This is a genomic window from Defluviimonas sp. D31 (genome assembly GCF_033436765.1).
Lineage (GTDB): Bacteria > Pseudomonadota > Alphaproteobacteria > Rhodobacterales > Rhodobacteraceae > Albidovulum.
In genome coordinates this window covers 1-24,451 of record NZ_JAWQFN010000013.1, presented here as the reverse complement: position 1 = coordinate 24,451, position 24,451 = coordinate 1, and the positions used below count along the sequence as shown (strand labels likewise).

Sequence of the window (24,451 nt, the reverse complement as noted above, 5' to 3'; positions counted from 1 at the left end):
CCTTCGTTGAACCCAGCCGGATAGAGGAGGTGACCAACACCCAATCGAACGCGACGACCGCGGTGCGGCGGACCGCCGTCCTTGCGCTCGACCGGCTGATGGTCAACCTTATCGGCGCGGCCGTGCGCCCGGGCTACTTCGACGCCGGCGCCTGACGCCTGCGCGTATATTCGGCCTCGTGCGCGGCGCGTATCCGCTGCACGGCCGGACGGGCGCAGATTGCAGCGCGGTGGCGGGAGATGTTGGGATAGGCGGTGATGTCACCCTCCGGGAAGATCACGTCCCAGACCGTCTGCAGCGCGAGGATATAGTCCGGCACCGTGGGCTGTGACCCGAAGAAGAACGGGCCCCCCTCCAGCGCCCTTTCGAGGGTCTGGTAGACCCCCTTCAGGCGCTGCATCGACGCCGCCTTTAACGCGGCCTGCCGGTCCGGCTCGGAATGGTAGAATTCCGGGTGGTACTGGATGATGACGTCCGGCTGCAGCGTCGATGCCAAGTAGTGGAACCATTGCAGGAAGGTGCCGCGCCTTGGATCGCCCGGCGGGATGACGAGCCCGGCTTTGGGGTGACCTTCGGCGACGTAAAGCGCCACGGCACCGGTCTCGAAGACCGTTCCGTCCGGGCCCTTCAGGGCGGGCGTCCGGCAATGCGGACTCGCGGCCAGGAAGTCCGGGTCGGGATTGTCCGAGAACAGGTGCACCCAGTGCACGGCATAGTCGGCGCCGGCCTCCTCAAGCACCGCATGGGCGCCCATCGCATAGGTGTCGGGGGCACAGTAAAGCGTGTAGTCTGGCACGTCAGGAACTCTCCAGCAGGTCCAATGTCTTTTCTTTGAGCTGCGCGCAGAGCTCCGGCCGCCCCGCCTCGGCCCAGGTCTCGATTCCCTCGCGCCTGAATATCCGGGGAATCCACATCTCTGTTTCGTAGCGGGCGAGCGTGTGAGGATCGGTCAGATAACTGTTGTCATACGCCGCGCGGGCGATGACTTCGACCGCGATGGTCTCGGTGTCGACCTCGATCCCGGCGCCGAACCGGCTGGCCATCGCCGCGATCTCGTCACAGGCCACGAGCATCTCGAGCGATCCCGTGCGGCCGCTCGACAACACGCCGAGATTGTGGGTCAGCGCGGTGCCGGCGACGCAGGTTCCGTGCAGGCTGGCGCTCACCTCGGCGAAGGCCTGCGGACCGATCTCGTGCGCGTCGGTGCAGCCGGAGCCGACCTAGCACGGGATGCCGAGATGGCGAAACACATCCGCCGCGCCGAGCCCCGCGAGCGTGTATTCGGGCGAGCCGATGGCCATGTCTGCCCGGCGCATGTCCATCGGCATGACCGAGGAACCGGACATCACCGGCGCGCCGGGGGCGGCAAGCTGGCTCAGGACAATGCCGGCAATCGATTCCGCGGTCGCCTGGGTGATCGCGCCGGCCAGCGTCAATGGGCAGGCCATGCCGGGAAAGATTGCCGGGTAGCAGACGACGGGCAGGTTCAGTCGCGCGGCCGTCAGCAGCCGCTGGCAGGTCTCGCCGCCGAGCTTCAGGGGCGAGATCGGCCCGATCAGGTCGAGACCGAACGGACGGTCGGCGAGGTTGCCCATACCGCCAACACGCGCCGCCATCTCGTCCCAGATCAAGCGAACGCCGTGTTCGTCGTGTCCGGTGAAGAAGACGGGCTTGCGGGTCGTGTCCATGAGCGCCCGTGCGCTTTCGACAGCCTCGGTCTCGGGGTCGACATCGCTCGGGTAACCGAGCGCGGCGGCCATATCGATATGGGGCAGCGCCTCCTGCACCCGGCCATTATCCGAAATGTCGGAAAGCAGGCAGGGCCGGTACTCGCCGGTCCGCGGATCGAGCATCTGGACACAGTTCACCGCGGTTCCAAACCGCGACACCGCGTCGTCGGTGGAAAACGCCCGTTCGCCGTTTTGATCGTAAAAACAAATCGCCTTTGGTATCGACTCGAGCGCACGGCGAACAGTGTCGGCCGGGTAGTGGACGCGCCCTTCGTCCTCGTGGCAGCCAGCCGCCGCAAGCAGCGTGCGGGCCTCGGTGTCATCGACGAGCATTCCTACCCGTGCCAGGACCTCAAGCACGCCCTCGAAAATCGCTTCGGCGCCCTCGGCGTCGATGGTGGAAAGGATATTGCGGCGCGGGGGGCGGTCCACCGGGGCGAGCCCGGTTTCCCGGCGCCGGTCGCGAGCTCTGCGGGCCATGTTTTCTTGACCTGATAGCAGGGGAAAGCGAGGCCGGCAGAACTCGCCGGCCCCGCTTCTAAAGATTATCGTCAGGCGTCGATCCAGGCCGTGCGCTGGAACTGATAGAAGCCGAGCGGCCCCGACCCGTGCGGCTCGATCCCCTGCACCTCGTTGCGCGCCGCATCGACATAGTTCCGGAACCCGAGCGTGATGTGGCCGCCCTCATCGTGCAGCATGAGCTGCATCTCGTCATACATCTCCTTGCGCTTTGCGAAGTCGGTGACGGACCGCGCCTCGACCAGGAGTTTCTCGAACCGCTCGTTGTTCCACAACGTCTCGTTCCAATCGGAGGTGTTGGAAAAGGCGATGGAGAAGATCAAGTCGGGAACCGGGCGCGCGTCCCAACCCGAGGTGATCATCGGCTGCTGGATCCATACGGCGGACCAGAAACTGTCAGCAGGCGGGTTGATTACATTCAGGTTGATGCCCGCCGCCTTGGCGCTTTGCTGCACATGCTGGGCGGCTGCCAGCGCCCCGGTCCCGGCCACGTCCGAGCCGTAGAAGTCGATCGATGTGTTTTCCAACCCCGCCTTCTTTATGTGGAAATTGGCCTTGTCCGGATCGTACTCGCGCTGCGGGATGTTGGCATTGTAATAGGGGTCGATCGGCGCGATCGGATGGTCGTTGCCGATCGTTCCAAGCCCCTTGAAGATGTTGTCGACGATGCCCGGCCGGTCGATTGCATATTTCATCGCCATACGGAAATCGGGGTCGTTCGTCGGCGCGCGGTCCAGCATCAGCGCAAGGTTGATAAAGGCGCCGGAGGGCGCATTTACGACATAACCGACACCCGAATTCTCGATCAGCCGCGTCGCTTTCTGATCCAGCTGCAACAGAACGTTGATATCGCCCGCGATCAGCGCGTTGATCCGGGCGGTATTGTCCGGGATGCCGATGAATTCCAGATCGTCCACGTAGGGTCCGTCGCCCCAGTAGTTTTCGTTCGCCGCAAAGACGTAACGGCTGCCCGGCGTGAACTCGACGACCTTGAAAGGACCGGTACCCGGAGGCGTGCCGGTAAAGTCCTCGAGATCGCGCTTTGTCACATGCACCCGGGTGTCGGACAGGATCATCGGAAAATCGGCATTGGGCGCCTGAAGGTTGAACCGCACCTGATGGGTATCCAGTTTTTCGATATCCTTGATCTGGCTCATATAGGATTTCGACGGCGCCTCGGACCCTTCGCGGTAGTGGCGTTGCATCGAATAGATGACGTCTTCGGCCTCCATCGGCGCGCCGTCATGGAACGTCACGCCCTCCCGCAGATTGAAGACCCAGGAGGAGGCGTCCTCATTCGCTTCCCACGACGTAGCAAGCCACGGGGCCGGTTGCAGGTCGGCGTCACGCGTGACGAGGTTTTCGTTGGTCGAGAACGCCATCAGGAAGTTCGCGGTGCTGTAATATGACAGCGGATCGAGGCTGTCCTGAGCCTGCGCGGCTTCGATGCCGACGACGAGGCGCCCGCCCTTCTTCGGCGTCTGCGCATTGGCGCGCCGGGCCAGCAGCCCGTCGATGACTGTGGCCGATGCACCCGCCGCGGCCAGTGTGCCCATGAACCGGCGCCGCGAGATCCTGTTCGCGACATACTGGCGCAAGAGGTACTCGTTGAACTTGTCATCAGACATGGCGTTTCTCCGCTGTTGGTCGGAAAGCACCGGCCGGGCGCGTTCCAGTTTTGTCGCTATCGCACAGCTTTTCCTGTTCCTTATCTCGAAACTGTGATCACAGAATGAGGCCAAAATCAAGTGACATCGGCAGATCCCGCGCAGTATGGAGCGCGCGCCATCCGCGTTGTCGGCCTCGATCTGGCGGACGGGCGTAGCCAGACGTGAATATGATTCAGCGACGAGTATTTTCCATCTCCGGACAGCTTTCCTCACCGCCCTGTGTCGTGAAAGTATGCCTTGCTTTTTAATGTTTCTGTGATCACAGTTGAGGCGGAAACATCAGCGGCCGCGAACACGCGCGAAGGAACCTGGCATGAGCTTGACGGAGATCCTCGCCAAGAGGCTCATCCTTGGATTGCTGACAATGCTGTTCGTTTCTGTTCTGGTCTTCGTCGGCACCGAGATTCTGCCGGGCGACGTTGCCCACGCCATACTCGGTCAGGCTGCAACCCCCGAATCCGTAGCGCATATCCGCGAGAGGCTGGGCCTGAACGAACCGCTGCATGTGCGCTATGTCGTGTGGCTAACCAATTTCCTGACCGGTGATTTCGGCACGTCACTGGCCAATGGTGCCGATATCGGTACCGAGGTGTCGAGGCGGCTTCTAAACACAGTCATTCTCGCCTTCTGCACCGCGCTGATCGCGGTGCCGCTATCGGTCCTGTTCGGTCTCTGGGCAGCAGTGCGGCCGGGCGGTTTGGTCGACCGGATCATCACGGCGACATCGCTCGCGCTCATATCCTTTCCGGATTTCCTCGTGGCAGTCGTGCTTGTCACTATCTTCGCGGTCAAGTTGGGCTGGCTGCCTGCCATCGCCTCGATCCGGCCGGGTTATGGCTTGCTGGACTGGATACGCGTTCTGATCCTTCCTGTGACTGGCCTCACGTTCACCATCCTTGCCCACATGGTGCGGATGACCCGTTCGGCCGTACTGAACGTGCTGTCGAGCCCGGCGATCGAAATGGCGATCCTGAAGGGCGTGCCCCGTCGCCGCTTGCTTCTGCGCCACGCCCTTCCCAATGCACTTGGCCCGATCATCAACGTGGTGGCGCTGAACCTTGCCTACCTAGTCAGCGGCGTCGTGGTGATCGAGACCCTTTTCAACTTCCCCGGCCTCGGACGCTACATGGTGGAAGGCGTCACCAACCGGGATGTGCCCATCGTCCAGACCTGCGCGATGATCTTCTGCTCATTCTATGTTCTCCTGAACATCACCGCCGACATCCTGTCGATTCTCGCCAATCCGCGCGTGAGGTACAAGAAATGACCGACATGGCGCGGACATGGCGGGGCGAGCTGCGCGAGGCTGTCGGGGACCTGACGCCCGGCGTCACGCTCTGCCTTCTCTTTCTGGTCACTGTTTTTCTTGTCGGCGCCTTCGCCCCCTGGATCGCGCCTTACGATCAGGCTGTGATTCTGACCAATGAAAGCTTTTCCGGCTCGAGTTCCGAGATGTGGCTTGGCAGCGACTACCTCGGCCGCGACGTGCTGTCGCGCCTGATCTACGGTGTGCGGATCACACTCTTCCTCGCGTTGATCATCACCTTTCTGTCGTTCTTTGCCGGCGTCGGCCTCGGCTTCCTTGCCGCAGCCTTCGGCGGCCGAGTGGATGACTGGATGAGCCGCATGAACGACGCGATGCTGAGCTTCCCCGCACTGATGCTGGCGCTCATCGTCATCAACTCGCTCGGTTCGTCATTCGCCGTCCTCGTCTTAACCATCGCCTTCATCGACATGACGCGGGTCTACCGGGTGGCGCGTGCGCTCGCGGTCAACATCATGGTGATGGACTATGTCGAGGCCGCTGTCGTGCGCGGCGAAGGCAAGGGCTGGATCATCTGGCACGAAGTCCTCCCCAATGCGCTGACCCCGCTTGCCGCCGAATTCGGCATCCGCTTCACCTATGCAATCCTCTTCATCTCTGCGCTGAGCTTCCTCGGCCTCGGTGTCCAACCGCCACAATCGGACCTCGGCGTAATGGTGAAAGAGAACATGCAGGCGATCCTCTACGGCGAATACACCACGCTTTATCCGGCGATCGGCATCGCACTGATCGCGATCTCCATGAACGTCCTCGTCGACTGGATGCTGCAACGCTCCAGCGCGAAGCTGCCCGAGGAGATCTGAGATGGTCGCGCCGCTCCTTGAAGTCCGCAGGCTCGATGTCTCGGTCCGCGACAAGAAAGGTCGCGAATTCAAGATCGTCGACGGTATTTCCTTCGACGTCCAGCCGGGTGAGGTTATCGCACTGATCGGCGAAAGCGGTTCGGGAAAGACGACGATCTCGCTGGCCTGCATGGGCTACACGCGGCCCGGCTGCCATCTGACTGGCGGGACCGTTACGCTTGGTGGCACGAATGTACTGGACCTCGACCTGCCCGCGCTTCAGGACCTGCGGGGGAGGGACATTACCTATGTTGCGCAATCGGCCGCCGCATCGTTCAACGGCGCCATGACGATCGATGCGCAGGTGACCGAGATCCCGGTCATCACCGGTGCCATGACGCGCGAGAAGGCCCTGGCCAAGGCCGCACGGCTGTACCGCGACCTCGAGTTGCCGGACCCAGAGAACATCGGTAAGCGCTATCCGCACCAGGTCTCGGGCGGGCAGTTGCAGCGGCTTATGGCGGCGATGGCGATGATCAGCGACCCCCGCCTTCTGATCCTTGATGAGCCCACGACCGCCCTGGACGTGACGACCCAGATTGAGGTTCTCTATTCGTTCAAGAAACTCATCGCCGACAACGGCACGGCGGCGATCTATGTTACGCACGACTTGTCGTTGGTCGCGCAGGTCGCAGACCATATCCTTGTGCTGAAAGACGGCAAGATGGTCGAATACGGTCCCACTGAACAGATCATCCGCGATCCGCAGCACGACTACACCAAGGCGCTGATGGCGGCAGCGCATCTGATGCCCGAGGAAATCCATGCGCCGCCCGCGATCGACGCCGAGGAGCCGCCGCTCCTGCAGGTGAGGAACGTCACGGCAGGTTACGGACCCGCACAGAAACTCATCGCCCTGCGCAATATCGACCTGACCATCAACGCTGGTGAAACCGTCGGGGTGATCGGCGAATCTGGCTCCGGCAAGACGACGCTCGGCCGGCTGATCTCGGGCCTCATGGGCGCGAAAGAGGGCGGTGTCTATCTTGACGGCAAGCAGCTTGCGCCAAGCGTCGGCAAGCGCCGACGCGAGGAACTGCGCCAGATTCAATTCGCCTTCCAGATGGCCGATGTCGCGCTCAATCCGCGCCAGCGGCTGAACAAGATCCTCAGCCGCCCGATGATGTTCTATCGCGGCCTGAGCCAGTCCGAAGCGAACCGCGAGGTGGCCCGGCTTCTGGAACGGGTGGACCTGCCGACGTCCTTCGCTTGGCGCTTTCCACCGGAGCTGTCCGGCGGCCAACGCCAGCGCGTAAACCTCGCACGCGCACTCGCGGCCGAGCCGCGCCTGATCATCTGCGACGAGATCACCTCGGCGCTCGACACGATCGTGGCGCAGCAAATCCTCGACCTGCTCGAAAACCTGCAGGAAGACCTCGGCGTCAGCTACATGTTCATCACCCACGACATCGCCACGGTCTCGAAGATATCCGATCGGATCGCGGTGATGCGACACGGTCGAATCGTGGCACAAGGTCCTGTGAACGAGGTGCTGACCCCGCCCTGTCACGAATATACGCAGATCCTCATCAACTCCGTGCCCGAGATGCGCACCGACTGGCTGGACGAAGCTGTGGTGGAGCGGCGCAGGCTCGTCGCGGCGCTGGATTGACGGGGTCGGGTGTTGAGAAAGGGTGCCCCCATGCTTTCCATCGGCCCCGTCAGAACCAGCTTCGACTTCGACGGTGCGGGCAAACGCGCGGGCTTTATTGACCTTCCTCATTCGGACGGCGATCTCGCCTTCTCGGCCGTGCGGGTTCCGGTTGGCGTGATCGCGGGAGGGAGCGGGCCCACGGTTCTCATGACCGCCGGAAACCACGGCGATGAATATGAGGGGCAGGCGATCCTGCATCGACTGATGAGAGGCCTGACGCCCGGCCAGGTGCAGGGGCGGCTGATCCTCTTGCCCGCCCTCAACGCGCCTGCGGTTTCGGCGCGCAGACGGGTCTCGCCGCTCGACGGTGGCAACATGAATCGATCCTTCCCGGGCGATCCGGGCAAGGGACCGACCGGCGCCATCGCGGCCTTCGTCACCGCGCATCTCCTCCCGCGCGCCGATGTCGTGCTCGATTTCCATTCCGGCGGTGCGGCCACGCGCTATGTCGATTGTGGGTTCCTCTGTATTGGACCGGATGCCAATCTGAACGAGGCCAATCTTGCGCTTGCCGATGCGTTCGGCGCGCCGTTCACCATGATTTGCCCGATCGACGGAACCGGCGGGGACTTCGACACGGCCGCGCACCTCCGTGGCAAGCGGTTTCTCGCGTGCGAGTTGGGCGGGATGGGCACTCTTTCGGATGAATCGTTCACTATTGGCTGGAACGGTGCCTTGCGCGTATTGCGCCACCTCGGTTGCGTCGCGCAGCCCGATCTGCCCGACCCGCACGAAACCCGTTTCATAGAGGCCGGCCCGGATGCTGGATTCGCCACGGCCGCGCATCACGGGCTGGCCGAGATCCGGGTCCGGCTCGGTCAGGACGTGGCAAAGGGGGACGCACTCGCGACGCTCTTCGATACGCATAATTTTGGCGAGATCCGGGGTAAGATCAGCGCCGCTCAGGGCGGCGTGGTATCCGTCATCCGCCGCAATCCGATGGTCCGGCCCGGTGATCACCTCTGCCTCGTCAGCCGCGAGATCCCGCGTGCCGATATCTTGACTGATCGGATGCGCGCGTCCTGACGCCTGGATGAAATTCTGCTGGCACTGGCGATGGACTCATGCTAGCAAAACTGTGATCACAGATTGTCCATTCGGGGATGAACATGCAGACAGCCACCGCGCCGGTCGTCGACACCATCCGCAAGGAGCTTGGCGAAATCGCCACCCTGGACTCCGCCCTGGCCCGGACCATGCCGCCCGTCTTCTACACCTCGGCCGACTTCCACGAGCTGGAGAAGGAGGAGCTCTTTCGCAAGGAATGGATCTGCCTCGGCCATGTCGGCGAAATCCCCGAGCCGGGCGACTACTTCACGACCGAGCTCGTCGACGAACAGCTCATCGTGTCGCATGCCGCCGACGGCGCGGTGCATGTCCTCTCCAACGTCTGCCGCCACCGCGGCAACCTTGTCGCCGAGGGCAAGGGCAACCGGCGAAGCTTCGTCTGTGGCTACCATGCCTGGACCTACGACCTTGACGGCGCGCTGAAGACCGCACCCCTGATGAGCAAGGTCAAGGGCTTCGACAAGAAGAAATGCGGCCTGCCGCGGCTTCGCTCGGAGGTCTGGAACAACTTCATCTTCGTCAATCTCGACGGTCAAGCTGCGCCGCTCGCCCCGCAGCTCTCCACACTCGACAAGATCCTGCACAATTACCACAACGACGGTCGCAACCTTCTGTTCACTGACGAGGACGTGTGGGAGACGAACTGGAAGAACCTTACCGAGAACTTCATGGAGGGCTACCACCTCTTCGCGACCCATCCGAAGACGCTGCAGCCCATGACCCCGACGCAGCTTTGCAGGAAGGTGCCCGGCGAGGAGCGCTGGACGGCCTATCGGTCCTATTACGACCCCGATTTCCCGCCGCGTGGACCGTTCCACGAGGATATGACCGAGGACGAGCAGCGTAACACGGTGCTGTTCAACATCTTTCCGAGCTTCGTTGTCGCCGTCGCGGCCAACTACACGCTCTACCTCTGCCTGCGCCCCGCCGGCGTCGGCAAAGTGGCGATCCGCTGGGGCGTCGCCGGGTTCAAGACCGATCCCGAGGACGCGGAAGTGGTCAAATACGTCCAGCTTTGCAAGGACTTCAACGCCGAAGACCGAGCGAAACTGGAAACGCTCCAGAAGGCACAAAATACGCGCTACTTCCAGAGCGGGCCACTCGCGCCCGACGATCTGGAGGGGACGATCTGGGACTTTCTGCTATACATGGCGCGCCGCTTCGCCTGAACCGCAAGCCTTTCTCGGACCGGAACCACCGCTACCGGCACGCGCCGGAAGCGATCGACGCGTTGCTCGCGCCCGGCGCGGGCCACCGTGCGCGCCGGGGGGGCGGGCCTCGATCCGGAGGATCTCCCGCTCGGGCTGGCGCAGGATCAGGACGCCGGTGCCGCGCTCGACCGCCGCGTGGCACTCTATGAATGCGGCCATGACATCGTCGCCACCGCGCACGGCTACGGACGCGTCGCGCAGACCGTGATCACGCCGCAAGGCGGCGGGAAGCTGCTCTACGCCCCGCTCATCAAGGGCCTGGCCGAGGACATCCGCGTCGAGCTCGCGGTCCACATGGCCGGGCGCATTCCAGAACCGGACAGTTTCGTGGCTGATGTCGATGCCGTGTTCGGGCTGCAGGTCCTCGACGTTTCGCAGCGAGAGCAGAAATCGTATGTACGGCCTCACCGCCAGACGGATGATTTCACGGCTGCTGTGAAAGCACTTGAGCAGGTCAGGTTTGGGCATGGTCCGACGCTACGAGGCCGCCGCTCCCGTCGCGACCGGAATCCCTATGACTAGCGCTACAGTTCTATCTGTCCGGTTGGCGCTGACCTCGCACACGGTTCGCACCTAGGCAATTAGCCAGCGTCTGTCTCAGTCGCCTTGGCCTCCTGGGATGGTTTTGCGGTCAATGGGCCGATAGTGATGACTGGCGTTCGATCGGTGATGCCCTTGAGTTCCAGCGTCCTGGTCGAAAGCGATCCCGGTACGCGCCCGGCGTACCTGAAAACTTCCGGCGTGGCCAAGGCCTCTCCCTGCTGGGCGGCATGCGTGACGCGCGCCAGAAGATTCACGTCCAGACCGAATGCGCTGATGCTGAGCATGTCGCCGTCGTTCGTCGAGGCCGTGCCGATATAGGCCCTGCCGGTGTGGACGCCGATCCCCACCGGCGCCGCCTTCGGCAACTGCTGCAGCCTGGCGAGCACCAGATCAGTCGCCGCCAGGGCCTTTCGGGCATGGTCGCTGCCGACAAACCCCGGCGGCCAGACTGCAAAGACTGAATCTCCCTGATACTCCAGCACGAACCCGTCGGTGCGGGCCAGCGCATCTGACACCGCCGACCGCATGGCAAGGACGGTCCTGGCGAACTCGGACGGAGACAGGCGCGACGAAAGCTCGACCGAGTTCCGGACGTCGACCATCATCATCGACATGTCGACCTCCGCCCCTCCGGGAAACGCCTTCATGAACGAGTCGCAGGCGTTGCAGAAATTCTTGTTGCGTTCGGACTGATGAAGGCCGGTCAGCCTGACCAGCCATCCACCCAACCCGCCCATGGGCGCGTCGCAAAGTTTACACCGCGGCTGGCCGGGCAGCCTTCCGTAGCGCGCCTGTTTCTTCGCCAGGACCGGATGCCCGACTGCAAAGATCTGGTGCCAAAGTTCGGAGTTGCCTTCGCTGTGCTTCAGTGCGGACATTTCGAATTTCCTCTGTTTGCTGGCGCCGGACTACTTTTCCCTGAGCATCGACGGAGGAGTTGGACTGACATCGAGGCAGACCTGGTCATTGCGCAGGGTTTCCGGGCTGCAGCAGACAGCAGTTCCAAAGAGGAATGTCTCGCCCGCGATGGCAGCGATTTCAGGAAGCATTCCCCGGTAAAGCAGCCTCATTTCGTCACCGGGCTTGAATGGCCATTTGCCCGGAATGTTTTGCGTGCCGGTGTGCGCGTCCTTTAACCGGACGGCGGGAAGCGTCACCACGACACCAGCTTCAAGTTGCGCATCCGCGAGACCTTCGGGCCTTTGAGCCAAGCTCATCACATGGTCATAGTCGGGACCAAACGCGCAGGTGTCGAACGCATCGCTCTGGAGACGGCCGGTCTGCAAATTCGTGAGATGCGCTTCGCTGCCCTTGCCGAACAATAGATAGGTCGCGCATTCAGGCAATTGCAGGTTATGTGCGAAGGGTCGGAAAGTGACGATGCGTTCTACCTTCACCTCGAAGTCGTCGATGAGCGGCAGGACACGGTCGGGACTCCAAGGATAGAAATGAGGGTCCTTTTCGTCCTCGTCCGTGAAGGGCGGAAGCCCCTGGAATATCTTCGCCCGATAGGTGCGCTTACGGCCCGCCGCAAGATCGGGGATAGTGAATTCGTCGGTTTCGGCGTTCGAAAGGATGAACCAGTCCTTGGGGTTCTGCCGTCGCGCGGTGTCCAGCTTCTTTGCGACCCAATCGGGAAGCGAGGCCTCGAAGACAAGCTGGTACTTATGCTCCTCCATGTGGAACTGGGTCATGTGGACGGCGAAGACCGTCTCGTGACCCACGAGCGTCAATGCATGTTGGTGCGGCATGTTGTCGATACGGGGACTGCGCATCCGGACAGGGTCCATGTCGTGTGCGCCTTTAGAACGGCAGTGCGGGCACATGCAGCCAGGGCCGTGGGCGGTCTGGGCGGGACGGTCGGTCGGGTCTTCAGCGGTGTTTGCGGTCTTTTTTGGCATAGGCTTGTTCCCTTCCTCGCATCGGTCGAAGTCCTGATTGTTCCGGTCCTGCTTCAAGCGGGGGGTAGGTCATGGTGCGCCATCACCTCGTTCGCGGTCTCGGACGCGGTCGCCGCGAGCACTTTGACGATGCGGTCAACGAAATCGCCTGCGCCGCCCTCGCTGAGCCATGGGTTCTGCGTGGTGGAGATCAGGAAACTGACCGGAACGCCATCCTGCGGATCTACGCCAGCGCGCCGCGCGAACGTGTCGACGAAGGGCTGACCGTAGGCCTTCGGATCAAAGCTTGAAGACGTGACGAACATCGGCGCGGTGGGAACCTTGCCTCCATTGAACGAATGCATGCTGAGCTTATTGAAGATGCGATCGTTCATCTCGTTCATCAAAGCGATATCGCGGTTTAGACCACCGGCAGTGACGAAGTTGAATGCGTAGGTCACGATGGTCAGATCGGGGCCGATGTCCCTGAAGAGCTTGAACAAGGCCGGGTCGTCTATGAGTGCATCCACCAGGTCGGCGTCGGCCAAAGGCACGATCCGCCGGGCGATCAGGTCCTTCTGGTCCGCTATATCGCGTGTGGTCGCCGTGGCGTCCCGCTCGGCTGGAACTTGTTGGAACGGTGTTACGGTGAAATTCGACCCACTCAAGCCGACAAGCGCCGCGTAGAGGCGCTTGCTGTTGAAGATGCACCGGCCCAGAAGTCTGCCGTAACCGGTTCTGTCCGTCCGGATGACGCGGTGTGACAGATACACGGCCGCGGCGGCTGCGCCGGGTTTCGATCCTTCGATGCCGTAGAATCCGACAGCGGGATCAATACCGCCATGATAGACCACCGGCGCCTTGAACGAGATCGTGTCGCGCATCGCGCCGTTGCGGTAGCAGAGCGACCCGGCCGGATACGGCACGAAACCTGACTTGTGGGGGTCTGTGGTGATCGTGTCGACGTGTCTGAGGGCGAGGAATTGTCGCATCACATAGGCGTTGAACATCATTCCCGGGGCTCTCTTGCCGTCCTTCAACAAAAGCGCATGATGCGGGTTTTCCTCAGTCTCTGTGACGGCCTGCAGTTCCTTATGCCCGGTTCCGTGGTGTCTGGACTTGCGCAAGAGAGAGGCGAAATATCCGCCCCAGGCCGCGTCAGCATGCACCGAGAATTCCATGCCCAATTCCCGGCTTTCGGCGCGAATGGACAGGATTTCCGCCAACGGATCGACGGCGCTTTCCTCGGTAGACCCCATGACCGCGGTCAACTGCATCACGGGTCGCCGCTCGGTCAGGCATTGGTCGATCGCCTTGCGCAGTTCCACCGTGTCCATGCGTCCGTCGAGATCGACCGGTATTGAAACCAGGGACGCCGAACCAAGCCCCACGAGTGCCATTGCCTTGGCCCAGGAATAATGCGCCGTCGCGGGCGCGATCAACACGGGGGGTAAGACGTCGGGCAGGTGCCGGCGGTGGAACTCCATCAGCCCGAGCGACTGGATGGAGCTACGTGCCAAGGCGGCCTCGATGGCTGTGCCGGGCAGGCCCGAAGTGCGCGCGATACGTGGCGCCAGGCCGAGAACCTCGTCGATCGGGAGGTTCAGCAGTTGCCACGGCGAGAGTTCGAGAAGACGCACGCGCTCTCCCGAGAGCAGCCTGACGGTCGTCTGCCTGGCAGCCGAGAGTTTGGGGTCCTCCTCGATGGCCCGGGCGAGCGCAACACCCAGGTACTTGGTGTTGCGCGATGCCCAGACGCTTTCGGAGTTCGCCACCGAACCGTCGCAAGTGATGTGCCCCCAGGGCCTAATCGCGCCGTTTTCGGTCGCGTCGGCATCGGGCAATTCGAAGCCGAGCATCCGGCACAGGTCGTCACCGACCTCCATCTCGAATAGCGTCGTGGCGGGTGAGGCCTCGGCGGCGACGTTGTTCTGGTTGTAAAGCAGGGCCGCTATATAGCCGACCAATCCGGGAAGGGACTGGTCCCAATACATGTGCGAAAGGTTGCGAAAACTCGACAGCGGGATCGACCCCTGCAGGTAATGCAACATGTCGTCGACCGCGTCGGAAATGAATGTTTTGGATTCAGCCAGGTTCTTGTGCAGGCCGTCTCCGAAAATGCCGGGATCCGAGGGCATGTAGGCTCGCCGCGCCTCGACGTTCGCATCGATCGCTCTTGCAACCAGCGCCTTCAGAAAGTTTAGGTTCTCGCCCTTCGGCCCCAGAAACCATGTTTCGGGCGTCCCGTCGCCGCGACGGTCAAGGGAAAGTCGCGAGTTATTGTGATAAAATGCATCCGCGAGGGAAGCATGAAATCGCCCGTGCCTGCCGTGGTGCTTCGCCATCGCAACGGTGCTCTCAAAACTGGAAACAGTCCCATTGGCGGGTTAAGTTATAATACTGTCAAGAAAAAACAAACTTTGACAGACTTTCCCTTAGGGAATGTCGGCCCGAAAGGTTGGCATTGAATTTGCGGTGGAACAGTGCGTTTAACTTGCCTGACTTCGCCATCGACTCAGTCCTGTTGCGATCCGGCGCGGCGCAGGGGGCTTTCGTCAACGCCCGAAGCTAGTCGTCCAGCAAGAGCATGTTCGTTCTGGTGACCTTTTCGGCCAATTCCCGCGCGACCGTTGCGTGCAGGGTCGCTGCCAGATCGCGGTCGTCGCGCTCCAGCCGATCGAGGGCCGCCGCTGGCAGGCATTTCACAATTGCGGGGCCGTCGGCCACGACGCTGGCGCCGCGCGTGGTGCGCAGATAACGTGCGATTTCCCCTACCATTGCCCCCTCGGTCAGAGCCCTGACACGCATTGGTTCCGCGTCGCCGCGGTCCAGATAGACACCAAGGCGCCCCTCCTCGACCACGAAGATGTCGCGCCCGTCGCTGCCCTGCCCGAAAAGCACCTCGCCATCAGTCAGAATCCGGGTCTCGAAAAGTCCCGCAAGCTCGGGAAGGCGCGGATGCCCGTTCCCGGTCGCCCGCAGGAGTTTCTCGAGCCCCCCGCCGTAGTCGTCGGAACCCGGACATTCGGCGAGCAGCGCTTCCTCGACCTCTTCCAGAGCGGATTCTAGCGTGTCGGAACGGCTGAAACCGAATTCCGCATCGAAGTCGGTCCGCCACAGTTCGAGTGCCGTTTCGACCTCTCTCGAAAGCCCGCAGAGATGCACACGCAACTGGCGCGAAGGTGCGAGATACCCCAACTTGCCAAGCCCGGCGCAGGCAGAGGAATCCATTCCAGTCACCGCAGAAAAGTCGAGTATCAGCCAATCCGGTCGATTTTCGGTGTCTGGCGTGGGGGCACCGGCCCGGCGGGCGTAGACCTCTTCCAGCAATCGATCGACCGAGCCAAAGAAAAGAAAACCCTGAAGGCGAGCCAAGCGTACCCTGTTCCAGACGCCTCGCAAACAGGCCTCTCTGTCAGGCGAGCGGTCGACGTTGCTGCGGCGCGGCTGCGAAGCGATGTTGCGGCGAATGACCGGGACCCGAATGTAGCTCATCACGAAACTGATCAGGGTGAACAGTAAGCCTGCGAGAACCCCCAGAAAGAGACTCGTCGTCGCTGTCACGGCGACAATCGCGACGACGGTTAGCCAGTCCTGCAATGCAAGATGCTTGCGGGGGGCGATCATCCAGTCCTGAAGCATCGACAGCCCGATGAAAAGCAGCAGCCCGCCGGAGACAAAGACGGGCACCGAAGCGACTACCTGCGCGGAGAAGATCCCTCCAGCAAGCACCACCGCGCAATAGGCCAGCGTCATGGCCCGACCGCTGGCACCGAGCTTTTCGGCGAAAATCGTGGCCCCTGTCGAAACGAAACTGGTCACGCCGCCAACAAGGCCCAGTGTGGCATTGGTCAGGCCGCCCACCCGTAGCTCCTGGTTCATGTCTACATTGCTTCTTGTCGCAAATTCGGTTCCGGACGTGTTTAAAAGGAATGCGATCACATTTATCGCGACGACGACGGCAAGGCTGGGCACGGCGTCAAGAACCTGGCCCCAATCGATCTGCGCCAATAATGCAAGATCCAGCCCGGCCCGGTCGACAGAGGATGTGACCGAGGGCAGCAGACCCATCTGACGGGCAGCGGCGACATCCATGCCAAGAAACGCAATTGTCAGGTAGAAACCCGCAACGAACACTACCAGCACAATCATTATCGTCGCTGCGCCGGCCCAGAGCCGCAGGGAAAGCATCAGCGAAACCCCGAGGGCGACCGCTGGCAGGGTGATCAGAAGGTTCGTCCACATGGCCTGCGGCAGGTCCTGGAGATCGTCTGCATTTGCTACCATCATCAGGGCGGCACGTGTGAGGAGCCAACCTGAACTGGCAAGAAACCCCAGCGCGACGGGGTAGGGCAACATTCGAACAATTCTACCGGCGCCGAACCTACCCATGCCGAAAAGCACCGTGCCTGAGAGAAGGGTGGAAAGCCCGATCAGGACAAGCGCCGTAGGCATTGGATTGTTCCCCGCGCCGGCAATCGCCGTCGCGGCCGCAGCTGTGACCGCGGCCAGGATCGCGATCGAGGAATCCTGAGCGATCCCCAGCGCGCCCCGAACCCCTCCCCAGCGCGCGATCGCCATGGTCGCCACCAGAGTCGAGACCAGAAACAGCGTTGTCCCGATCCCGACGCCAGAAGCCAGCGGACCGGCGAAAACGAAGGCCCCGATTGCGACACAATGCCCGAGCGCATCGACACCCAGCGCCAGGCCGAGCAATGCGGGCCGGGCAATCGCAAGTCCCTTCATGCGTCCGACCTTGGACAGACCAGGCCAAGTCGCGGCAAAACGTACGTCACGCGTCGCTCTCCGCAATACTGCGCAACGCGTCCAGGTCGCAGCGCCATGTCCGCTCCTCTCGCACGAGAAAGCGGTTTTCGTGAAAGTCGTTCAAGACCCTGTTGATCTTGGGCCTGCTGGCGCCCAGAAACTGGCTGAGTTCTCCCTGTGTCAGGTCGATGGAGAGATGCGACGCCGCGTCTGCGTCGGATCCGTTCAACTCCCGGACGGCGAACAGAATGAACCGCGCCAGCCGCGCCTTCAGGTTGTGAAGCGCCAACCCCTCAAGGCGGTCGTCAGTGTCGCGAACAATGTTGCAGAGATACTGGACCACGGCAGTGTTCAGCGCCGGGAACCGCGAAGCGATGTCGCAATAGTCTCGCCGGCTCAGCACCAATGCCTGCACGGCGCCGACGGCGGCGGCATCCGCGGTGCGGACGCCGCCATCGAAGCAGGCGATTTCGCCCACCATGTCGCCCCGAGAGGCAATGCGGACCAGCAATTCGCGGCCAGCCGCCGAAACCATGGAGATTCTTATTCGTCCGTCTGCAACGATCAGCATATACGAGCCTTCGTCGCCCTTGGAAAAGAGCGCTTGACCCGCGACCCAACTGCGCCTGTGGATGTGCTGCGCGATTTCGGCAAGCACCGGTTCATCGAGGTCGCAGAAGATGTGAACGGAGCGCAGGATCTCCGAGTCATGACTGGCTATTCGAACCCGGTCGCGCATGTGAGCACCCCAACCAATTCGCCGCTCCCGCTTTCCGCGCTTTATAGGACCGGCCGACGCCTCCAAGAGCAAGAAAATTTTCCAAAGCGCCTACGTTCGCCTCCCGGCATCAGAATGTCCGCGTTCTCCCAACCATCTGTTTGCGCCTGTTCCCAGGGTAACAGCCTGGCTCTCGCGAATCCGGCATCCTTTCTTTCAGGCCACCCGCTGGTTGGGCGGCACGGGAAAGGATGGAGGCCACAATGTTTGCGATGGGTTATGCAACTGCAGTTTGCCAGATTCTTCACCAACCGGATCGTGGCCCTGAGACGGAAATGGAATTGGAGGACAGGCTGTTTCGCGCCGAGGCGAAAAGGATGGCCGCAATGTCACGCAAGCCTGCCCTGAAGCGCATAAGCGAAGCGACAGCGGCGCTCGTCCCCGCGAGCGTGAGGAAAGTCTGGGCCGACAAGATGTGCGAGCGGGAATTCTTGGCGCACTGCCGCCGGCTCAAGGAACTGAGCCCGCATCTGCTGGACGATATCGGAGTCGAGGAAGTGATCGACGAGCCGCAGGTTAGCCTGACAGATCATGTCTTCACGCCTGTTAACCTCCGGGCGGCCCTTGTCAAAGACAAGTTCAGAGAGTTTTCCAGCCGGATGAACGAATTCCCCGCATCGGCGCAGAAAGCCTGAAGGTAAGGCCGCATACTGGTGACTGCCGACGGGAAGCTGTCAGAAGGTATCCGGTTGAGACGGGCGGGACGGTCTCTCAGCCTCGGGGCATGACGAAACGCGACCCCTTCAAGTGTTTCCACCGGAGCCCCGAGGTNTTTCGACACCCGCCGCGGCCACTCCGCGATCCTCGCGCGTGGCGGCACCGCTTTTGTACTCATCCGCAAGAACGGGCGCTTTTGGAAGGAGGACTGCCCTGCCGCAACGGCGCGCAACGAAATCCCCCGGGCGGCCAGACGCTTCGGGCGGGCGACCTGGAAGCATTGGCCTGGCTATCACTCCGCTGTCGGATCGAGGCGAAGATGCCCTCGCGGGTTCGCTCGACCCTGTGGCGCTGAACCTGCGCGGCCTCAAATCCGTCAGCGAAAGTATCGCATCGCGAGACCCCGACCGCCAGACCGCCGACATCCACATCCGCATTGTCCTCGTGAACCGCTTCAACGCACTCGGCCAAGCCGAGATCGAGCGCGTCATCTGAGCTCAACCGGCAAAGGGGGCATCACGCCCAGACCGCGACTTTCGCAACAACGTCGGACAAATCCTTCCCAGTTGGCGGGCCGCTTCGTTGGGGGCACTCCAGCGCAGAACTGATGGCGGGAACGTGTCGCCGCCACAAACGGCAGAGCAAGCAAGAACGTGATGACCGCGGCAGCAGGTCTCACTGCTCCACGACCTCGCCGGAGAGGCGGTCGAAAGTCACGCCGAAGCTGTCGCTGATCCACAGCGCCAGCCTTGAAATGGTTGGCAGCGCGTTCCGTTCGACGATTACGCGCCGCGCAAGTTTCGGCTCATCCGTGATGAGCCCGCCGACACCCATCGAGATCATGCGCGACATCGTGGCGGCATCGTTGACGGTCCACACATATACGTCCTTGCCTGCGCTTTCAGCCCGCCTGATCAGCATTGGTGAGACCATGGTCAGGCTCACGGCCAGAAAATCGCCTTCGAGACCGGTAAGGTCGCCGACGGCGGTGGCCGCGAGAACGCCCGTCCGCCACTCCGGGCGCTGGGCGCGCATCTTTTGCACGGCAGGGTACTTTAGCGACATGGTAGCGATACTGTCGGCCATGCCGGTTTCCTCGACGATCGCGATCACGCGGTTCTCGAGGTCGACGTCGTGACCGTAGTACTTGAGCTCGATGATGACGCGCGAGCGTCCCTTCGCCGCGAGAAGGACATCGCGCAGCAGGGGGGTGCGCTCGCCGGAATAGGCCGGGTCAAACCAGCTGCCAATGTCGATCTGGCCGAGATCGTCCGTTGTCGCGTCCCAGACCTTTAGCGGATTGCCCGCGGATTTCATGAAATCGCTGTCATGGGCGACGATGACCTCGCCGTCGGCGCTTTCCTGAACGTCAATCTCGACCCAATCCGCGCCATCCTCGATCGCTTTCAGAACCGAGGCCATGCTGTTTTCCGGCCGTGCAGCTGCCGCCCCTCGATGGCCAATGACCGCGACGTCGGCATCCGCACGGATGCGCTCGGCCAATGCCAGGACGGTGCCGATGCTTCCGACGGAAAGGACGCCGATCACCGCGGCGCCGACAAGAACAAATGCCGTCGCTCGGCCGGTACCGCTCTGGACGCGGCTCGCATCTTGCGGAACAGCCCTACCTCCGCTCACGCGGTCGTGGAGATCGGACAGAAGCTGGGCCAGCGCCCCGTTCGACCAGGCGTTCAGGAGGGTGGTCGCGGCAAGCGAAAGCGCAAGAACTATCAGGACGGCGGTGGCCGCCGAGGCCAGGCTCTCTCGGCCGAGGGCCGGCGCGTAAGCGAGGGCGAATGCCGTCGCGGCCGATATCACCGTTCCCACAGCCAAACGCACGGCAAGCCAAAGCGCGAGTACCTTGACCAGTTCGACCCGTCGCCCCTTCATCAGGGCGCGGCTTTCGCGGAACGCCTCGTTCGTTCCGCGCCCTTCCAAAAGCACCTTCTGTAACACGAGCGTCCATCCGGTCAGGCGATCGAGCAGCAAGAACGCCATTGCCGCCAAAACCACCGCAATGAGCACTACTGCCGTCAGGAACTCGGGCGGCCGGTAGGTCAGGTAGTAATTGATGTCGTAAGTGGAAAGCGAAGTAATGTAGAGAATACCGCATACTGCGAGAAACGGCATGGCCATCGCGACGATCCGAAGCAAGAGCCCGGCGGCTACGGTCAGCAGGGCAGGTGCCGAGCGGATCGCGAAACCGACCCCCGCGCTCAGCGCCGCCATCGGCCGGCGCTCGCCGCTTCGGATCGTGGCCATCATCACGGCAACGTCGAGTGTCATCGCGGCGATCACGGCGCTTCCGATCAGGAGCGCCCCAATCGCTCCGGCTGGAGTTGCGAGAAACCTGGCAATGTCCTGGTCGGTCAGCGCCGTCTGATCCGAGAAGTTCAGCATGAGCGCCAAAAGCATCCCGATGAGCGGCAGGACAATCGCCACCGACACAAGGCGCAATACGATATGCGTTAAAAGAAATGGCACAAGAAACCCGAGTGCCTTGCGATAGCTTTCGGCCACACGCCCTATCACACCGTGCCCTTTCTTTCAAATCTCCATCAATGATAGCCGTCAAGAACACCTTTCGTCATTCGGAATGTGCCCGGAATTGAGTTGGTTACTGGAAACGGCTGGCAATCCTTCCCATGGTTGCGGAGATGCGGAATTAGAGTTTTCTGAAAAGATTGACGAGGTGACACCGATCAAGAAGAGCCGTTTCGACGATGCGCAGATCATGACCGTGATACGCCATGTCTGGGATCAGCCTCGTCGCCTCGGTGGAGCGGTCGGCAGCTGAAATGCTCTCCTCGCCCCGCAGGCCAGCCAAGACGACTCTGATTTCGGCATCTACCCTTCCGTCGCGCCAGGCGTACCCTTGGCGCAGGCCCCCGGCCGGGTCAGTGCCGGGTTCGTCGGTCGCCCGTACCTCCATCAACGCCTATCGAGATCGCCCTTGCCCAGCAGTTTTGCCAGCCGCGGCAGGAATCTTGCCGCGTTCCGGTTCCCTTCTCCCTTCGGGGTCAGCCGCGCCACAAGCATCGGCGGTCGGGTGATCCACTGGTCCGTCACAGTTATCAGGGCGCCGGATTTCAGATACCGGTCGACAAATCCCCGCCAGCCCAAGGCCACGCCAGCGCCGGCCGCCGCAGCCTCAAGCAAATAGACGTAGTTGTCGTATGTCTCGACACCCGACGCCGGCGCAGGCGCACCGACGGCGGAAAACCAGTCTTCCCAGGTCGCCCAGCCGAAATTGGCCTTCGTCAACGCGAGGCGGGGAATTCCGCTCAAAGAAATTCCGGATCCCGCCAACGCCACGGCATGCGTTTCGACCAAGGACGGCGACGCGACCGGAATGATCTCTTCTTGGAAAATCTCGAGACAGCCCTTCTCCGGAATGTCCTCGACATATTCAAATATCAAGTCCGCGCCGGCATTCACCATCATCGGCACCGTCTCATACTCGCAGGTCAGGATGCGGATACGCGCGCCCGGACCCAGCGCCTCCCTGAGACGTGCGAAATGCGGCATGAGCAGAAGGTGCGACACCTCGTGCGTACAGGCGATCGTCACGTCTTCATCCATCGCGCGAAGTACGTTCCCCGCAGCGTTCAGTCCTTCAAGAGCCGCGGTCACCGCGCGCAAGTACGCCTCGCCAGCCGAAGTGAGAACGATTCCCCGGCCTGATTTTTCCGTCAAACGCGTGCCGAACTCATCCTCGATATGCTTGATGTGCCGGCTGATAGCGGATTGCGAAGTGTTGAGCTCCTCCGCCGCGCGACCGATTCCGCCAAGGCGGGCGACGCTTTCCAAAGCGACGAGAGCGCTCGTTGAAGGTATCCGGTATCGCCGTTGTCCCATATCGTAATTGATATGGATTGGCGCATACAAAGCAATGGAAATCGGACGGGTCCGAGGCGAACCTTGGCGCATTCCAACCGAGAGGCAGGACGCGCGATGCCGGACTATGTCAAACCCGCCCACTGGGCCGATCCGAAGAACAAGCTCTTTCCCCACCAGGTGGGCTTCACCTGTCCGCCCCAGGACTGGGATGCGGCGCCGTCCGATTTCCTCCGCATGGCGCCCGAGACCGTGGGTGTCCATGGCTGGATGCTGCATGTGCCCGAATATCGGCACCAGCTCGACCAGCGTAAGCAGAAGTTCGACATGCTTGAGGACTTCGTCCACTGCATGGCCAACAATGGCGCCGATGTCTGCGGCCAGGTTGGCTCGAACTGGGTGCATGCCTCGGGGCTGGGCGTCGAGGGTGTCCGCCAGCATTGCGAGATGCTCAGCGAGAAGTACCAGACCCCCTTCCACATGGCGGGCTACGCGATGGTCGAGGCGCTCCGCGCGTTGAATGTCGAGAAGGTCGCGCTCAACGGCGCCTATCATTGGCCGGGCTGGTGGCAGGGCACGGTGGCGTTCTGGAAGGAGGCCGGTTTCGACGTGATCTGGGCTGGCAACTTCGTCGACCAGGGCTGGTTCGAGACGCAGGAGGAGGTGAACGACTGCATCTGGTGTTTCGACGGTGATCTGGCGCGCAAGAGCTTCGAATACGTCGCCGACAAGGCACCCGATGCGGATGCCTATCTGATCAACGGCATGTGCAACTTCCGGCGCGCGGGCGACGGCCTCGCGCAACGCCCGGTGCATCTCGAGGTCGAGTTGGAGGAGATGCTCGGCAAGCCCGTCATCGGCCACGACACGGCCCTCTACTGGCGGATCTTCAAGACCCTCGGCCTCGCGCCCACGACGCGGCAGGGCAAGCTTCTCTCCTCGCTGAAAGGATGACCTCATGCACAAGATCGTAGCTCTCTGGGCCGTGCCGAGGTCCACCTCCACCGCCTTCGAATGGATGATGCGCCAGCGCGGCGACCTCGCCTGCTTCCACGAGCCGTTCGGCGAGGCCTGGTACCAGGGCGAAGCGCCGCTCTGGCAGCGCTGGAAGGAAGGCGACCGGACGACACCGGGCCTGACGCTCGAAAGCGTCTGGGACACCCTGAAGGCGGCCGCGAAGGAAAGGCCCGTCTTCATCAAGGACTTTCCGCATTACATCAACCACATGTGGGATGCAGAGTTCCTGTCGAACTTCACTCATGCCTTCCTTATCCGCGACCCGGCCAAGACCATCACGTCGATGTACGACAAGTGGCCGGACTTCGACGAAGGCGAGGTCGGCTTTCCCGAGCAGCGCGCGCTCTTCGATCTTCTCACCGCGCTGAACGGCACGCCGCCGCCGGTCGTGGACAGCGACGACCTGCTGGAAAACCCGTACGAGATGACCGAGGCCTTCTGCGCGGCGGTCGGCATCCCCTTCATCCCAGAGGCGCTGACCTGGGCGCCCGGCGCCGACACCGGTCAGTACAGCTGGTGGGACGGCGGGTCGTTCCACGAGAACCTCAAGAACTCGACCGGGCTCAAGCCGCAGAAGCGCAAGTACGTCACGCTCGAGAACACGCCGTCCCGCGTGAAGCAGGTGCATCGCCGTATGAAACCGCATTACGATCGGCTTCATGAACATCGGATCCGGCTCGGAGCGTTCGCAGAATGAAGGACAGGCAGGAGGTTGCGCAAAGGAAGCCGGCAGGGTTCGTTGCCCGGCACGCTCCGATCCCGGAGCTTTATGTTTCGTACGACTCCGCCCAGAAGCTGAAGCACGAGGCGGGCGCGCTGCCGTCCTGGGATCTGTCCCAGCGCCAGATCTGCGACCTGGAGCTTCTGATGAACGGCGGCTTCCATCCCTTGAAGGGCTTCATGACCGAGGCCGACTATGACGGCGTGGTCGCCGACATGCGGCTCGCCGACGGT

Annotated in this window: 19 protein-coding genes and 4 pseudogenes; 12 read left to right on the top strand and 11 right to left on the bottom strand. The window is 62.2% G+C overall.

Translation table 11 applies throughout. The features are described 5' to 3' along the window. Positions 1-29: 29 nt before the first annotated feature. The gene (locus R5H32_RS17890) at positions 30-155 is read left to right on the top strand and encodes a hypothetical protein (RefSeq protein WP_318340055.1); all 126 of its coding nucleotides are present in this window, start codon (positions 30-32) and stop codon (positions 153-155) included. Here the strand turns inward: R5H32_RS17890 and R5H32_RS17885 are convergent. The 3 genes and pseudogenes from R5H32_RS17885 to R5H32_RS17875 all read right to left on the bottom strand — a co-directional run bounded on the left by R5H32_RS17885 (position 134) and on the right by R5H32_RS17875 (position 4,132). Next, positions 134-796, bottom strand: coding sequence for a glutathione S-transferase family protein (locus R5H32_RS17885; RefSeq protein ID WP_318340054.1), 663 nt, complete (start codon positions 794-796; stop codon positions 134-136). The genes R5H32_RS17890 and R5H32_RS17885 overlap by 22 nt on opposite strands. Position 797: 1 nt before the next feature. Beyond that, a pseudogene (locus tag R5H32_RS17880) lies at positions 798-2,210 on the bottom strand (trimethylamine methyltransferase family protein). A gap of 71 nt (positions 2,211-2,281) precedes the next feature. Beyond that, positions 2,282-4,132: an ABC transporter substrate-binding protein gene (locus R5H32_RS17875; protein WP_318340053.1), complete on the bottom strand. Its 1,851-nt coding sequence runs from the start codon at positions 4,130-4,132 to the stop codon at positions 2,282-2,284. Positions 4,133-4,232: 100 nt separating this feature from the next. Here R5H32_RS17875 and R5H32_RS17870 point away from each other — a divergent pair, with 100 nt between their 5' ends. The 5 genes from R5H32_RS17870 (at position 4,233) to R5H32_RS17850 (ending at position 9,976) form a co-directional block, all read left to right on the top strand. Further along, on the top strand, positions 4,233-5,186 hold the full coding sequence (locus tag R5H32_RS17870) for an ABC transporter permease (RefSeq protein WP_318340052.1): 954 nt from the start codon (positions 4,233-4,235) through the stop codon (positions 5,184-5,186). Beyond that, positions 5,183-6,046 (top strand): ABC transporter permease, encoded by an 864-nt coding sequence (locus R5H32_RS17865; protein ID WP_318340051.1) that lies wholly within the window; start codon positions 5,183-5,185, stop codon positions 6,044-6,046. The genes R5H32_RS17870 and R5H32_RS17865 overlap by 4 nt, the downstream gene beginning before the upstream one ends. A gap of 1 nt (position 6,047) precedes the next feature. Continuing rightward, positions 6,048-7,697 (top strand): ABC transporter ATP-binding protein, encoded by a 1,650-nt coding sequence (locus R5H32_RS17860; RefSeq protein WP_318340050.1) that lies wholly within the window; start codon positions 6,048-6,050, stop codon positions 7,695-7,697. A 30-nt stretch (positions 7,698-7,727) separates the two neighbouring features. After that, positions 7,728-8,765: a succinylglutamate desuccinylase/aspartoacylase family protein gene (locus R5H32_RS17855; RefSeq protein ID WP_318340049.1), complete on the top strand. Its 1,038-nt coding sequence runs from the start codon at positions 7,728-7,730 to the stop codon at positions 8,763-8,765. Between the two features lie 77 nt (positions 8,766-8,842). Continuing rightward, on the top strand, positions 8,843-9,976 hold the full coding sequence (locus R5H32_RS17850; RefSeq protein WP_318340048.1) for an aromatic ring-hydroxylating dioxygenase subunit alpha: 1,134 nt from the start codon (positions 8,843-8,845) through the stop codon (positions 9,974-9,976). 345 nt (positions 9,977-10,321) lie between these two features. Here the strand turns inward: R5H32_RS17850 and R5H32_RS17845 are convergent. From R5H32_RS17845 to R5H32_RS17820, 6 genes and pseudogenes are all read right to left on the bottom strand, one after another. Continuing rightward, positions 10,322-10,486 (bottom strand): annotated as a pseudogene (locus R5H32_RS17845) (IS6 family transposase); the annotation flags it as partial. 113 nt (positions 10,487-10,599) lie between these two features. Next, positions 10,600-11,439, bottom strand: coding sequence for an adenylate/guanylate cyclase domain-containing protein (locus tag R5H32_RS17840; protein ID WP_318340047.1), 840 nt, complete (start codon positions 11,437-11,439; stop codon positions 10,600-10,602). A 30-nt stretch (positions 11,440-11,469) separates the two neighbouring features. After that, positions 11,470-12,462, bottom strand: a complete 993-nt coding sequence (locus R5H32_RS17835; RefSeq protein WP_318340046.1) for a hypothetical protein — start codon at positions 12,460-12,462, stop codon at positions 11,470-11,472. A gap of 53 nt (positions 12,463-12,515) precedes the next feature. Further along, entirely contained in the window at positions 12,516-14,786 is a 2,271-nt protein-coding gene (locus tag R5H32_RS17830; RefSeq protein ID WP_318340045.1) for a pyridoxal phosphate-dependent decarboxylase family protein, read from the bottom strand. A gap of 223 nt (positions 14,787-15,009) precedes the next feature. After that, positions 15,010-17,187, bottom strand: a complete 2,178-nt coding sequence (locus tag R5H32_RS17825; protein ID WP_318340044.1) for an SLC26A/SulP transporter family protein — start codon at positions 17,185-17,187, stop codon at positions 15,010-15,012. A gap of 46 nt (positions 17,188-17,233) precedes the next feature. Then, the gene (locus R5H32_RS17820; RefSeq protein ID WP_318340043.1) at positions 17,234-17,947 is read right to left on the bottom strand and encodes a Crp/Fnr family transcriptional regulator; all 714 of its coding nucleotides are present in this window, start codon (positions 17,945-17,947) and stop codon (positions 17,234-17,236) included. A 314-nt stretch (positions 17,948-18,261) separates the two neighbouring features. On the opposite strand from R5H32_RS17820, the gene R5H32_RS17815 reads away from it, so the two are divergent. Beyond that, a complete protein-coding gene (locus tag R5H32_RS17815; RefSeq protein ID WP_318340042.1) occupies positions 18,262-18,621 on the top strand; it encodes a hypothetical protein in 360 nt (119 codons plus the stop codon). A gap of 138 nt (positions 18,622-18,759) precedes the next feature. Further along, positions 18,760-19,138: pseudogene (locus R5H32_RS17810) on the top strand (hypothetical protein); the annotation flags it as partial. A gap of 180 nt (positions 19,139-19,318) precedes the next feature. On the opposite strand, the gene R5H32_RS17805 reads toward R5H32_RS17810, so the two are convergent. Then, on the bottom strand, positions 19,319-21,127 hold the full coding sequence (locus tag R5H32_RS17805) for a glycerophosphodiester phosphodiesterase family protein (protein ID WP_318340041.1): 1,809 nt from the start codon (positions 21,125-21,127) through the stop codon (positions 19,319-19,321). A gap of 112 nt (positions 21,128-21,239) precedes the next feature. Here R5H32_RS17805 and R5H32_RS17800 point away from each other — a divergent pair, with 112 nt between their 5' ends. Continuing rightward, positions 21,240-21,440, top strand: a complete 201-nt coding sequence (locus R5H32_RS17800; protein ID WP_318340040.1) for a hypothetical protein — start codon at positions 21,240-21,242, stop codon at positions 21,438-21,440. A 134-nt stretch (positions 21,441-21,574) separates the two neighbouring features. Here the strand turns inward: R5H32_RS17800 and R5H32_RS17795 are convergent, their stop codons facing one another. Then, a complete protein-coding gene (locus R5H32_RS17795; protein WP_318340039.1) occupies positions 21,575-22,453 on the bottom strand; it encodes a LysR family transcriptional regulator in 879 nt (292 codons plus the stop codon). 144 nt (positions 22,454-22,597) lie between these two features. Between R5H32_RS17795 and R5H32_RS17790 the strand changes: the two genes are divergently transcribed. The 3 genes and pseudogenes from R5H32_RS17790 to R5H32_RS17780 all read left to right on the top strand — a co-directional run. Further along, on the top strand, positions 22,598-23,434 hold the full coding sequence (locus R5H32_RS17790; RefSeq protein WP_318340038.1) for a hypothetical protein: 837 nt from the start codon (positions 22,598-22,600) through the stop codon (positions 23,432-23,434). 4 nt (positions 23,435-23,438) lie between these two features. After that, positions 23,439-24,194, top strand: a complete 756-nt coding sequence (locus R5H32_RS17785; protein WP_318340037.1) for a sulfotransferase family protein — start codon at positions 23,439-23,441, stop codon at positions 24,192-24,194. Beyond that, positions 24,191-24,451 (top strand): annotated as a pseudogene (locus R5H32_RS17780) (adenylyltransferase); the annotation flags it as partial. The gene R5H32_RS17785 and the pseudogene R5H32_RS17780, both read left to right, overlap by 4 nt.

Excerpts from the sequence above, each read along its gene's own strand:
- R5H32_RS17815 (WP_318340042.1), top strand. The coding sequence starts at position 18,262 with ATGGAATTGGAGGACAGGCTGTTTCGCGCCGAGGCGAAAAGGATGGCC.
- R5H32_RS17830 (WP_318340045.1), bottom strand. The coding sequence starts at position 14,786 with ATGGCGAAGCACCACGGCAGGCACGGGCGATTTCATGCTTCCCTCGCG.
- R5H32_RS17840 (WP_318340047.1), bottom strand. The coding sequence starts at position 11,439 with ATGTCCGCACTGAAGCACAGCGAAGGCAACTCCGAACTTTGGCACCAG.
- R5H32_RS17860 (WP_318340050.1), top strand. The coding sequence starts at position 6,048 with ATGGTCGCGCCGCTCCTTGAAGTCCGCAGGCTCGATGTCTCGGTCCGC.
- R5H32_RS17850 (WP_318340048.1), top strand. The coding sequence starts at position 8,843 with ATGAACATGCAGACAGCCACCGCGCCGGTCGTCGACACCATCCGCAAG.
- R5H32_RS17800 (WP_318340040.1), top strand. The coding sequence starts at position 21,240 with ATGTGCCCGGAATTGAGTTGGTTACTGGAAACGGCTGGCAATCCTTCC.
- R5H32_RS17790 (WP_318340038.1), top strand. The coding sequence starts at position 22,598 with ATGCCGGACTATGTCAAACCCGCCCACTGGGCCGATCCGAAGAACAAG.
- R5H32_RS17820 (WP_318340043.1), bottom strand. The coding sequence starts at position 17,947 with ATGCGCGACCGGGTTCGAATAGCCAGTCATGACTCGGAGATCCTGCGC.
- R5H32_RS17855 (WP_318340049.1), top strand. The coding sequence starts at position 7,728 with ATGCTTTCCATCGGCCCCGTCAGAACCAGCTTCGACTTCGACGGTGCG.
- R5H32_RS17825 (WP_318340044.1), bottom strand. The coding sequence starts at position 17,187 with ATGAAGGGACTTGCGATTGCCCGGCCCGCATTGCTCGGCCTGGCGCTG.
- R5H32_RS17870 (WP_318340052.1), top strand. The coding sequence starts at position 4,233 with ATGAGCTTGACGGAGATCCTCGCCAAGAGGCTCATCCTTGGATTGCTG.
- R5H32_RS17785 (WP_318340037.1), top strand. The coding sequence starts at position 23,439 with ATGCACAAGATCGTAGCTCTCTGGGCCGTGCCGAGGTCCACCTCCACC.
- R5H32_RS17865 (WP_318340051.1), top strand. The coding sequence starts at position 5,183 with ATGACCGACATGGCGCGGACATGGCGGGGCGAGCTGCGCGAGGCTGTC.
- R5H32_RS17835 (WP_318340046.1), bottom strand. The coding sequence starts at position 12,462 with ATGCCAAAAAAGACCGCAAACACCGCTGAAGACCCGACCGACCGTCCC.